We start from the raw sequence: 12990 nt of genomic DNA on the forward strand, positions 1-12990 counted from the left end.
ACTCAAAATTTTTTACGGAAAAAATCAAGAAATCTATCTCAAGGTAAATCCATAAACATTGCCATCAATCCTAAGGTTGATTTTAGGAACACTTTTAAAGTGTTTCATTTGGCTAAGCAATGTAGGAAACTATGTCCTGCAATTATTATATTAAACAACTGAAGGCTGAAGTTGGGGTGAAGTATGCGTAACTTCACCTCTACCATAACCGTTGCACAAGCTGCAAGTGCCTTTGTGATTTTCATTGCTTGTGTCGTATTGAGTGGCTGGGTATTTGACATTGCCCTGCTAAAAAGTGTAATGCCAGGACTCGTTACAATGAAAGTCAATACAGCGATCGCTTTGTTGCTCTCTGGGCTGTCACTTTGGCTTTTGTCAACCGATATAAGGGGGGTAAGAGGGATAAATTCCTCATCCCCCTCATCCCCCTCACTCCCTCACTCCCTCACTTCCTCACTCCCTCACTCCCTCACTCGCTCATCCTCACTCCTCATTGCCCAAGGATGCGCAATCGCAGTTACAATCATAGGCTTCCTGACATTATGTCAATACCTATTTGGGTTGAATTTGGGAATTGACGAACTGCTGTTTCGTGACTCGCTAGAAGCTGTAGAAACATCTCATCTAGGTCGGATGGGGGCAAATACCGCCGTTAATTTTCTCCTATCAGGTGTGGCACTATGGCTGTTGGGGCAGAAGACTCACCGCAGTTATTGGCTGGCTCAGGGTTTGAGCTTGATTGTCGCTTTCATTTCTTTGCAAGCATTTGTTGGCTATGCCTACGGGATGAAAAATTTTTACCAGTTCGGCGTTTATACTACCTCAATGGCGTTACACACAGCACTGGCGTTTGGGGTGCTTTGTGTGGGAGTGTTGTACACCCATCCTGATCGCGGGTTCATGCAAATAATTACTAGTGAACTGAACGGCGGCGCGATCGCCCGTCAACTCATACCAAGTGCGATCGTGCTCCCCCTAATTCTCGGCTGGTTGATTCTTCTAGGTCAAAGGGCAAAACAATACGACCCCAACTTTAGCATATCGCTGCTCGTGGTGTCCCTGGATGTGATGTTTTTGGCGCTGATTTGGCGTAATGCTAGGTTTATGAACCAGGTGGATGGGGAACGCAAACAGATATTGCAGAAGCTAAAGCAGCAAGCCGCGACGCTGCAAGAGCAAGCCGAACTGTTGGAACTAACTTATGAGGCAATCTTTGTTCGTGATGCCCAAAATGTCATTACCTACTGGAATCGAGCAAGCGAGGAAATGTATGGCTACTCAAAAGCACAAGCCATAGGACAGGTGAACCATAAGTTCTTGCAAACCCAAGTACCAGAAGGTGGGGTTGAAAACATTGATACAGCCTTACAGCAAACAGGGTGCTGGGAAAGCGAACTGATTCACACGCGCAAAGACGGGACGCAAATTGTGGTAGAAAGCCGTCAGGTTGCGATTCACAATTCGCAGGGTGAACTCGTTGGGTTTTTGGAAGTCAACCGCGATATAACTGGACGCAAACAAGTAGAAGCAGCACTACGCGAAAGTGAAGAACGCTATCGGCTGCTTGCCGAAAACGTTCCTCAGATGGTTTGGATTACGCGTCCCGATGGCTTTGTAGAATACTTCAATCAGCGCTGGCTAGACTACACTGGACTTAGACTTGAAAAAACTTTGGTGTCCAATTGGCAGCAGGTAGTTCATCCCGACGACTTGCCAAAAGCCGTAGAAAAATGGACAACCGGGCTTAAGACAGGAAACCGAGTTGAGGTACAGTGCCGTGTCAAACGAGTTGATGGCGTTTACCGTTGGCATCTAGCACAAGCTTTACCATTACGTGATGAAGGCGGCACAATTCTCAAGTGGTTTGGCACGTGTACAGATATCGATGACCAAAAACGGACAGAACAAGCATTGCGTCAAAGCGAAGCGCGGCTGCGGCTATTTGTAGACTCAGACATCATTGGTATTCAGTATGGCGATGTGTACGGGGGACTCAGTGAGGTAAACGATGCCTACTTGCATATTCTTGGCTATAGCCGCAAAGATTTTTTAGACGGTGGAGTGCGCTGGACTGATATAACGCCACCAGAGTATCTGCCGTTCGATGAAGCGGCGATCGCCGAGGCAAAAGTCAAGAAAGTCTATCCTCCTTATGAGAAAGAATATATCCGCAAAGATGGCACTCGTGTTCCCGTGTTGGTTGGGTTTGCCTTAGCTGGGGAGAAACAGGAAGAGGCGATCGCCTTCATTTTGGACATCAGCGAACGCAAGCGAGCAGAAGCAGAACGCGATCGCTTCTTTACGCTATCGGCTGATATGCTTTGCATTGCTGGGTTTGATGGCTACTTCAAGCGATTAAATCCAGCGTGTGAAAAAATTCTCGGCTATACTCAGGCAAAATTGCTAACCACACCATTTATTGAGTTTGTCCATCCAGAAGACCGGGCAAAAACCTTAAAAGAAGTTGAGAAGCTGACAACGGGAGCCATTACCGTCAATTTCGAGAATCGCTACCGCTGCAAAGATGGTTCCTACAAATGGCTGGTTTGGAATTCTGTTCCTGATGTTGAGTTAAAGTTGGTGTATGCGGTTGCCCATGATATTACTGAGCGCAAACAGATAGAGCAGACGCTGCGAGAACAGGCAGATGCTCTGCGAATTAGTACAGAACGTCTGGATTTGGTTATTCAGGGAGCCGAACTTGGTTTGTGGTACTGCAACTTACCACTGGACAAGCTAATTTGGAATGACCAGTGCAAAGCGCATTTTGGTCTACCACCCGATGCCGAAGTCACTATCGATTTATTTTATCAACTGCTGCATTTTGATGACCGGGAACCCACACGGCAGGCAATTCAAGCCTCTATTGAGCAAGCTGGTGGCTATGATATTGACTACCGCACAGTTGCCCCAGATGGAGAAGTACGCTGGATTCGGGCGATTGGGCGCACCTTTTGTGATGCAGGTGGCACACCAAAACGCTTTGACGGCATTACTATCGACATCAGCGAACAGCGAAACGCTGCACTGCGTGAACGCAAACGAGCCGAAGCCCTTATGGAAAGCGAGCAGCGCTTTCGCCATGTCACAGATACTGCTCCGATGATGGTTTGGATGTCTGGTACGGATAAACTCTGTACCTACTTCAATAAACCTTGGTTAGATTTTACTGGGCGGACGTTGGAGCAGGAATTCGGTGATGGTTGGGTTCAAGGCGTCCATCCTGATGATATGGTGCGCTGTCTGGAAACATATACTCATGCATTTGATGCCCGCCAAGAATTCCGAATGGAGTACCGCCTGCAACGCTTTGATGGAGAGTATCGTTGGCTTTTAGATATTGGTGTGCCTCGGTTCACCCCGGCAGGTGAGTTTCTTGGTTACATCGGCTCTTGTATTGATATTGAAGACCGTAAGCAAGCCGAGGCTCAAATTCGCCAAATTAACGAAACTTTGGAACAACGGGTAAAACAGCGCACAGCTCAACTAGAAGCTGCCAACAGAGAACTAGAATCCTTCTCCTACTCAGTTTCCCATGACCTGCGGGCACCGCTGCGGCATATTACAGGATTTGTAGACTTGCTGCAAAAACGCCTTGGGTCAACAGGACTGGATGACACCAGCCAGCGTTACGTGAACATCATCACCGAAGCCACCAAACAAGCGGGTAAATTAATCGATGATTTGTTAACCTTCTCCCGTGTTGGGCGCTCTGAAATGCGTCATACCACGACTGACATGAATCTACTCGTGCAAGAGGTGCAACGCGATCTCATATCAGAAAATAGAAACCGCGAAGTTTTTTGGCAAATAGAATCCTTGCCTCAAGTATATGGTGATCCCTCAATGTTGCGGCTGGTTCTGCGTAATCTGCTGGAAAATGCTCTTAAGTATAGCAAAACCCGCTCCATAACAGAAATTACTGTAGGCAGTACCAGCAGTGAGCAAGAAGTGGTATTCTTCGTGCGAGATAACGGCATTGGTTTCGATATGAAATACGCTCACAAATTATTTGGCGTTTTTCAACGGTTGCACAGCGACCCACAGTTTGAAGGCACGGGTGTAGGATTGGCAAATGTCCAACGCATTATTCACCGTCATGGCGGACGCGTCTGGGCAGAAAGTGAAATAGACAAGGTCGCGACCTTTTATTTTTCGCTACCAAGGAGGTCTGGAGTGAGAAGTGGAGAGTAGAGAGTATACGATGGAACTAAAGCGCATTCTCCTAGTTGAAGACAGCATTAACGACGTTGAGTTAATCCTGACTTCACTAGCAGAAAACCATTTGGGCAATGAAGTCGTTGTCGTCCGTGACGGCGAAGAAGCATTGGATTACCTGTATCGTCGAGGTTTGTATCGTTTGCGTCGTGAGGGTCATCCCGTTGTGGTGCTGCTGGATCTCAAATTGCCAAAAGTTGATGGCATAGAAGTCCTGACGCAACTCAAGGCAGATCCAGGATTGAGAATCGTGCCGGTGGTCGTATTGACCTCCTCCCGAGAGGAGCAGGATCTGGCTCGCTGTTACGACCTTGGCGTCAACGGCTACGTCGTTAAGCCTATCGATTTTCATGAATTTGTTGAAGTCATTAAAGGACTTGGGTTATTTTGGGCAATAATTAATGAACCGCCCCCCGGTTCCATCCCTCCGGCACGGAGTACTCAAGGAGTAGCAGGAATATAGCAATGTCAGGTCTAAGGATTCTCTTGCTCGAAGATAGTTTGCTGGATGCAGAACTGATCCATGCCCTGCTCAACGAAGGCGGTATTGCCTGCGAACAGGTGCATGTGAAGACGCAAGCTGAATTCCAGACAGCGTTGGAGCAAGATGGCTTTGACTTAATTCTTTCAGATTATTCCTTACCTGGGTTTGACGGTATAACAGCTCTAGAGATGGCGCAGCATCACTGCCCAGATATTCCCTTCATTTTTGTTACCGCAACAATGGGCGAGGAAGTCGCCATTGAAACCCTTAAAAGCGGCGCAACTGATTATGTTCTCAAGCAACGGTTAGACCGTCTAGTCCCTTCGGTACGCCGTGCACTGCGCGAAGCCCAATATCAACGCGCCTGCAAAATTGCCGAAGCAGAACTGTACCGCCGCGAGCAGGAATTTAGAGCTTTAGCAGAAAATTCACCCGACGTGATTGCCCGGATTGATACAGAACTCCGCTACTGCTACGTAAATCCCGCAATAGAACTAGTAACCGGGATACCCCTAGAAAAATGGATTGGCAAAACTGTTGCCGAAATGGGATATCCAGAGGAAGTAGCGACTTGGCAAGCAAAATTGCGCCAAGTGTTTGCCACAGGAGTTGGGTGCTCGATGGAGTTCGATTTTACCGGATCAAAAGGACGCATTTACTACCAAACACGTATAGTGCCGGAATATACACAAAATGGAACGGTCCAATCATTACTGACGATTGGTCGTGACGTGACAAATTATAAGCTGGCAGAGCAGGCATTACAGATAAATGAAGCTCAGTTACGGCAACAAAAAGAAGAATTAGAACAGGCAAACCGAATTAAAGACGAGTTTCTAGCAGTGCTTTCCCATGAATTGCGATCGCCACTCAATGCCATTTTGGGTTGGGCAAAAATACTACGCAGCCGCACATTGGATGCAACAAGCTTAAGTCGTGCTTTGGAAACAATTGAGCGCAACGCCAAGTTACAGACACAACTTATAGAAGATTTGCTAGATGTATCTCGCATAATAAGTGGGAAACTCACCCTGCGTCCTTACCCAACAAATCTGATTCCAGCAATTGAAGCCGCAATTGACACGATGCGTCTAGCAGCTCAAGCCAAATCAATCGATTTGCAATTTACAATTTTAAATTCTGGATTAGCAACCGAAGACAAAATCACAAGCGCACAAGGAGAATTCTCTTTACCTCCCCAATCCACAATCCAAAAGCCAAAATTCCTTGTTTTAGGCGATCCCAACCGATTACAGCAAATTGTTTGGAATCTCCTGTCTAATGCTATCAAGTTTACTCCACACGGAGGACTCGTAGAAGTGGATCTCGAATGGGTAGATGAGAGATATGGGGGAGATGAGGGAGATGAGGGAGATAAGGGAGTAACATCCTCCTCATCCCCCTCATCCTCCTCATCCCCCTCATCCTCATTCGCGACTTCCGACTCGGTAAACTATGCCAAAATTACAGTAAGAGACACAGGCATTGGTATCAGCCCCGACTTTCTTCCTTACGTGTTTGACTCCTTTCGTCAGGCAGATGGTTCTACCACTCGTAAACACGGCGGTTTAGGATTAGGTTTAGCAATTGTACGTCACTTGGTAGAACTGCATGGTGGAACTGTCAGCGCACAGAGTTCAGGAGAAAAACAAGGAGCAACATTTACGGTGCAATTGCCACTCCTTGAGAAAAAAGATAAGCAAAAGGGAAAAGGAAAAGATGGGGGGAAAAATTCTTTTCCCTCATTACCTGCTCAGCCCAACACCCCATCATCTCCGTTAGAAGGAGTGCGCATCTTGGTGGTCGATGATGACGCTGACTCACGAGATTTTTTGGTATTCGCTTTGCAAGATTTTGGAGCGATCGCCACTGCTGTCACCTCCGTTTCCTCAGCGCTAGAAGTTCTGACCACATTCCAACCAGATGTGCTCATTAGCGATATTGGTATGCCAGAAGAAGATGGCTACAGCCTGATCCGCCAAATTAGGGCATTGCCACGCGAACAGGGAGGAGACATTCCGGCGATCGCCCTAACGGCATATGCTGGAGACAGGGATCGTAGCCTTGCACTTGCAGCAGGTTTCCAAAGACATCTCTCTAAGCCCGTGATGCCAGATCACCTAGCAAATGTAGTCGCAGAATTAGTCATTGGTTATTTGTAGAGACGCGCCATGGCGCGTCTCTACATTTTCATTAGTCAAAAATTATTCTCCGCTGCACTGGGTGCTCCCTAACTCCCTCACTCCCTAACTCCCTCACTCCCTCACTCCCTCCCTCCCTCAATAGTTGCTTCGCTCTCTCCCCCATCTTTCCAATTAGCATAAAGCGCATATTTTGCGCAATACTGGTACAAGAAGTTTGACACAGAATACAGGAAATGGACATTCGTGCGACTGATACTCCCCTACTAGAATGGACGGGGGATGGTTTAGTAATTGGATTATTTGAAGATGCAGTAGAGTTAACTGGCGAACTTGCAACTTTAGATGAAAACTTGGCTGGTAGTATAAAAGAACTCATAACCGAAGAGGAATTTAAGGGCAAACAAGGCAGCAGTGTTGTCACCCGAGTAGGTGCTAATAGCCCAGTTCGTAAAATTATACTGGTAGGTTTAGGGAAACCCGAGGCTCTAAAATTAGACAGCTTGCGCAGAGCCGCAGCCACTGCAGCCAGGTTAGCTAAAAAGCAAAAGACCAAAACTTTGGGGATTAGCCTGCCAATTTGGAACAACGATCCAACACAAACCGCGCAAGCGATCGCCGAAGGAGTTCAATTAGCACTATACCAGGATAATCGCTTTAAATCGGAACCAGAGGATAAAGGATCACAAGTCGAAACAGTCGATTTACTAGGACTGGGTGGACAGGAAGCAGCCATTACCCGCGCCAATCAAATTGCCGCTGGTGTATTCTTGGCACGGCAGTTGGTTGCAGCACCAGCGAACGCGGTAACGCCGATTACTATGGCGGAAACTGCTCAACAGATCGCCTCGGATCACGGTTTGCAAATAGAAATCCTAGAACAGGAAGACTGTGAAAAATTAGGTATGGGAGCTTTTTTGGGAGTAGCAAAAGCTTCTGAACTGCCACCTAAGTTTATTCACTTAACTTATAAGCCAGAAGGAACACCAAAACGTAAGCTAGCGATTATCGGCAAAGGTTTAACCTTCGACTCTGGTGGACTTAACATTAAAGGAGCAGGTAGCGGCATTGAAACCATGAAAATTGACATGGGTGGTGCTGCCGCAACTTTAGGAGCTGCTAAAGCGATTGGTCAACTTAAACCAGATGTCGAAGTTCACTTCATCTCCGCTGTGACAGAGAATATGATCAGCGGTCGTGCCATGCACCCAGGCGACATTTTGACAGCTTCCAACGGCAAAACTATTGAAGTCAATAATACCGATGCAGAAGGACGTTTGACTCTAGCAGATGCCTTGGTATTTACTGAGAAGCTAGGAGTCGATGCAATTATTGATTTAGCCACTCTCACGGGTGCTTGTGTCATTGCCTTAGGAGATGACATTGCTGGTTTGTTCTCTCCCGATGATGCTTTAGTTAAGCAGGTAGAGAAAGCGGCTGAAGCCTCAGGGGAAAAGTTTTGGCGCTTGCCAATGGAAGAAAAATACTTTGAAGGGCTGAAATCTGGTATTGCCGACATGAAAAATACTGGACCACGTCCCGGCGGTTCAATTACTGCGGCTTTATTCCTCAAGCAATTCGTCAAAGAAACTCCTTGGGCGCACTTAGACATTGCAGGTCCAGTTTGGACAGAAAAAGAAAATGGCTACAACGGTCCCGGTGCGACTGGCTTTGGCGTTCGTACTCTCGTAAATTGGGTGCTCAGCGATAGCTAATACAGTGCTTGGGAGATGAGGGGGATGAGGGAGATGAGGAGGATGAGGAGGATGAGGGAGATGAGGAGGATGAGGGAGATGAGGAGGATGAGGAGGATGAGGGAGATGAAAAAGATAAAGCTGTATTTTATCCCCCTGCTCCCTGCTCCCTGCTCCCTGCTCCCTGCTCCCCTACTTCCTCCCTACTTCCTCTCCGGATGCGCCTTTTCCTCGGGCGAGGGAGTACCCATGTGGTTAATCACTTTGATCAGCTGGTACAATCGCCCTAAATCTCTTTGATTAAAGTATAAAATCAGGCGAGGTAGCCCAAAAGTTTCATCTTGGGCTTCTTGTGGTAAAGCCTGACTTTTTTCAATTTGTCCTGTAACCAGAATGTCGCTGAAGTCAGCATTGAGTTGTTCGACCTCAGCATCTGATAAGTCTGACTTAAGACGAATGATTAAGCGATCGCCTACGTAGCGGCAGGAATGATAGACTTGGTAAAAGCTGGTAATGGCTTTGCAAGCCACATCCAAGTTGTCTGTCACTGTGTAAAGGCTGGGGTCATCAGGACTTACTAGACCTTTTTGCACGAGTTGCTTCTCGATGTATTCGCTCCAAGACCGCCAGTAATCACCTCCAGGGTGGTCGATTAAAACTAAAGGTACCGGACCAAACTTACCTGTCTGGCTTAAGGTCATGCACTCAAAAGCTTCGTCTTGTGTTCCAAAACCACCTGGAAACAAGGCTATAGCATCACTTTCTTTCAGGAGAAACAGCTTGCGGGTGAAAAAATACTTGAAGTTAATGAGCTTCGGATCTCCCTGAATAACCGGGTTTGCCTCTTGCTCAAAAGGGAGTTGAATATTTAAACCAAAAGAATTTTCTCGTCCAGCACCTTCGTTACCCGCTTGCATAATTCCGCCACCACCGCCTGTCATCACCATAAACCCCAATCGACAAACATAGCGAGCAAATTCGTACGCCATGCGGTATTCTGGTGTTTCTGGCGATAGACGAGCAGAACCAAAAATTGTGACTTTGCGAACGTGTCGATAAGCATAAAACAGCTGGAAACCGTGCTCCATGTCTGCTAAAGCAGTGGACAATATCTTCCAATCGAGACGTTCAATTTCTTCACTCTTCTGAGCCAGACGCACTATCGTCGATAGCGCCTGGATAATATATTGCTGATGCTTTGACGTAGGTAAGTGTTCAAATAATTTAGCGATATCCGTTTGGAGAGACTCTAATGTGTCAAACGACGCAGATGAGGTCATGAGAAGTGCTGCCAAAATGGCATTACATTTTATCTAAATTTCATGTGGAATTTCTAAACCGCTACGCGAAGTCCAAAGTCCAGAGTTTTAGGACTTACGCAATAACTCTGGTGAAACTCTTATTTCTTCGTATCCTTTGCGTACGAGTGCGGTTCATTGTGGCACGCCAGTTGACTAGTGGTTCGGCAAACCCTCATTCGCTTTTCAGCACGCTCGCTGCCCATACCTTGCCCCGCTTCGGAGCTCATGCGCTTCACGTAGTGTGCGTAAAACGCTTACAGTACTGGACTCACCAGCCACCTATAACAGGAAATCCTTTGCAGGTACTGGCGGGAGCAACGCACTCTGCCTCCTCTTGACTTTTAACGACTTCTTCACAACATAAAGTACCTTTGGTTCAACACAAACCAAAGAACTGGTAATAGTTGCTGTCGCCAACCTGTCTTGATCAGAGCAAATGGTTCGATATCGGATTCTATTTGGAACGGACGCAGCGAACTACGTCTGTTGGCAATTGGGTAACAAACAGCCCCTAACGGGCATCGCTATGCCAATGCCAGCTGCTGCAATTGCCAACTTAACCCACTTTGCCTGACTGGTGCAAGCCAAGGAATGTCTATTGGACTGCTTTAGTTAATTGTTGTGTACTCGATGACGCGATAGGACTTATGCAGCCGTTGGGTGTATTAACAAAGTGTAACGTAACTTCACCTTATGATGCCTTACGTAGCACTTTCGACTTTTATACATAATCAGAGATTAGTACAGAGGCTGAAAACTCACCCTACGGTAATTTAATCTTTAGTTTACAAATAATCGCCCACAACAAAAAACTTTCAAGAGCTGCGATCGCCTAAGCGCTACTAAACATAAGCTGAATCACAAAGGCAACAAATGTGTAGAGAGGCGATTGCCGCCTCTCGATTCTTTACGAATCTTTACGACAAAAGAGCAAATCGAAGGCTCTTGAGCAATTTCCCGGCGGTTGTGTTCAAAGATATTTGTCCACAGTGTTAGCTAATGTAGTTTTCGGAACGGCACCGACCACCATATCAACTTTTTGCCCACCCTTAAAAATCATCAATGTAGGAATGCTGCGAATGCCGTACTGGCTAGCAACATTAGGATTTTCATCAGTGTTGACTTTAACTACCTTGAGTTGATTGTTGTATTGGGCGGCAATTTCATCGACAACAGGAGCAACCATCCGGCAAGGTCCGCACCAGGGTGCCCAAAAGTCAACTAAAACAGGAATCTCGCTATCTAGTACTTCCTGTTTAAAGGTAGAGTCTGTAACTTGTGCCGCTGCTGACATGCCTAAAAACCTTTGCCTATTATTATGTTGGAGTTTGGTGAAAATTCTACCATAGCAAAAACCACTGCTTGGGAGTCAGACACATACTTTTGCATATGGCGTTTGAACTTATTCAAAATAACTATTTATTAAGGAACCGCCCGAACAGTAGCCGGGCGGAGTGTGGTGTGAGGAGTGAACGGAAACATGCGTCTCCGCTATCTCTATTTTAGGCGACATATGAGATTTTTCCAGTAATACTTTGAGAGTCTGGAAAATTTATTTAATAATTTGATGTGCAGCATTGAGTATCGGGTATGGAGAAGTGCGCTTAGAAAGGCGCTAGAGATGAAAGCGTCTCTACATTTGTTGGTCATTCGTTGTCATACAGTACTACTAACCACTAACTCAAACTCGAGTACCCAGTCGCTTCATTTACCCATACCTAATTGTTGTGCTTTTTGGTAGACTTTACCTTCCGTTAATAAAGAAGGAGCAATCACAACTTCCACTTGCTGCATTTCTTTGATGTTTTTGGCTCCCAAAGTGCCCATGCTCGTCTTCAAGGCTCCCAAAAGATTATGAGTTCCATCATCGAGTTGTGCTGGTCCTGTAAGGATTTGCTCTAGGGTGCCAGTGGTGGCGACACGAATGCGTGTACCACGAGGCAAGACGGGGCTAGGAGTCGCCATTCCCCAATGGTATCCTCTTCCTGGAGCTTCGGCGGCTCTGGCAAAAGGAGAGCCAATCATCACACCATCTGCACCGCAGGCAATGCACTTGCAAATGTCACCGCCAGTGATTAAACCCCCATCAGCAATCACTGGCACATATTTGCCAGTTTCCTGGTAGTAATCATCGCGTGCCGCAGCACAGTCGGCGATCGCAGTTGCTTGTGGTAAACCGACACCTAGCACACCACGAGACGTACAGGCTGCACCAGGACCGATTCCCACTAGTACTGCTGCTGCCCCTGCTTTAATCAAATTCAGAGTAACTTCATAAGTGACGCAGTTTCCTAAAATCACAGGTATGGGCATTTCTTCGCAAAATTGAGCCAAGTCAAGTGGCACCACAGATTCTGGTGATAGATGTGCAGTAGAAACTACAGTTGCTTGCACAAAAAATAAATCTGCACCTGCTTTTGCCACCACTGAACCAAATTTGCTTGCCCCTAGGGGAGTTGCACTTACTGCTGCAATGCCGCCTTGTTGTTTTATTTCCGCAATCCGTTGTTCAATTAATTCCGGTTTAATCGGTTCAGCATAAAGTTTTTGCATCAAGGGAACAAATTCTTCTTTCCCCACTGAGGCAATCTGGTCTAAAATAGGGTCTGGCTCGGCGTAGCGAGTGTAAATCCCTTCTAAGTTCAAAACGCCCAATGCTCCTAAGCGCGACAGAAGCACAGCCATGCGGACATCAACTACGCCATCCATCGCACTGGCTATAATTGGAATTTCGCGCTCAACATTGCCAATGCGCCATCTGGTATCAGCCAAACTAGGATCTAGTGTTCTGTTTCCAGGGACGAGTGCAATTTCATCTATTCCGTATGCCCTGCGAGCCGTTTTTCCCCGCCCAATTTGAATGTCCACGGTTTTGTACCCCAATCTGTTCTAGCTAGGGTATCAAAATTATGGGGGGATTTGCAGAGATTTTTTGAATTCAACCACGTACAGTGTGTCACTGAAGAATTCAGAATCCAATCAGTAGGAGCGTGTGCTGCCAACACTCATCTGCCCTATGTCTACGGCACGGCTGTGCCGAACAAGTTCACCACTAGTACAAAATCCATAGGTGCTCAATTCTGACTCCTGACTTCTGACTCCTGACTTCTGACTCCTTGTACTAGCAAGACAAAGAAATTATTTAATGATTA

The 12990-nt window shown here is 46.6% G+C and carries 8 protein-coding genes; 5 read left to right on the plus strand and 3 right to left on the minus strand.

What is annotated here, in order from left to right; all coding sequences use genetic code 11:
- Positions 1 to 183 precede the first annotated feature (183 nt).
- From ACM0OZ_RS15445 to ACM0OZ_RS15460, 4 genes are all read left to right on the plus strand, one after another.
- Positions 184 to 4194, plus strand: a complete 4011-nt coding sequence (locus tag ACM0OZ_RS15445) for a PAS domain S-box protein (protein WP_414583702.1) — start codon at positions 184 to 186, stop codon at positions 4192 to 4194.
- Between the two features lie 10 nt (positions 4195 to 4204).
- Positions 4205 to 4681: a response regulator gene (locus ACM0OZ_RS15450; protein ID WP_041037342.1), complete on the plus strand. Its 477-nt coding sequence runs from the start codon at positions 4205 to 4207 to the stop codon at positions 4679 to 4681.
- A 2-nt stretch (positions 4682 to 4683) separates the two neighbouring features.
- Positions 4684 to 6864, plus strand: a complete 2181-nt coding sequence (locus tag ACM0OZ_RS15455) for a response regulator (protein ID WP_414583703.1) — start codon at positions 4684 to 4686, stop codon at positions 6862 to 6864.
- Positions 6865 to 7079: 215 nt separating this feature from the next.
- Positions 7080 to 8558: a leucyl aminopeptidase gene (locus ACM0OZ_RS15460; protein WP_414583704.1), complete on the plus strand. Its 1479-nt coding sequence runs from the start codon at positions 7080 to 7082 to the stop codon at positions 8556 to 8558.
- Between the two features lie 182 nt (positions 8559 to 8740).
- Here ACM0OZ_RS15460 and ACM0OZ_RS15465 read toward each other — a convergent pair whose 3' ends face one another.
- The gene (locus tag ACM0OZ_RS15465; protein WP_414583705.1) at positions 8741 to 9817 is read right to left on the minus strand and encodes an LOG family protein; all 1077 of its coding nucleotides are present in this window, start codon (positions 9815 to 9817) and stop codon (positions 8741 to 8743) included.
- Between the two features lie 457 nt (positions 9818 to 10274).
- Between ACM0OZ_RS15465 and ACM0OZ_RS15470 the strand changes: the two genes are divergently transcribed.
- Positions 10275 to 10412 carry a hypothetical protein gene (locus tag ACM0OZ_RS15470; protein ID WP_414583706.1) on the plus strand — a complete coding sequence of 46 codons (138 nt, stop codon included), beginning with the start codon at positions 10275 to 10277 and terminating at the stop codon, positions 10410 to 10412.
- A gap of 396 nt (positions 10413 to 10808) precedes the next feature.
- Here the strand turns inward: ACM0OZ_RS15470 and trxA are convergent, their stop codons facing one another.
- The gene (gene trxA / locus ACM0OZ_RS15475) at positions 10809 to 11177 is read right to left on the minus strand and encodes a thioredoxin (RefSeq protein WP_414583746.1); all 369 of its coding nucleotides are present in this window, start codon (positions 11175 to 11177) and stop codon (positions 10809 to 10811) included.
- A gap of 365 nt (positions 11178 to 11542) precedes the next feature.
- Positions 11543 to 12706, minus strand: coding sequence for a GuaB3 family IMP dehydrogenase-related protein (locus tag ACM0OZ_RS15480; RefSeq protein ID WP_414583707.1), 1164 nt, complete (start codon positions 12704 to 12706; stop codon positions 11543 to 11545).
- Positions 12707 to 12990: the final 284 nt, after the last annotated feature.

It is taken from the genome of Scytonema sp. PCC 10023 (assembly GCF_963920835.1).
Classification (GTDB): Bacteria; Cyanobacteriota; Cyanobacteriia; order Cyanobacteriales; family Nostocaceae; genus Kalymmatonema.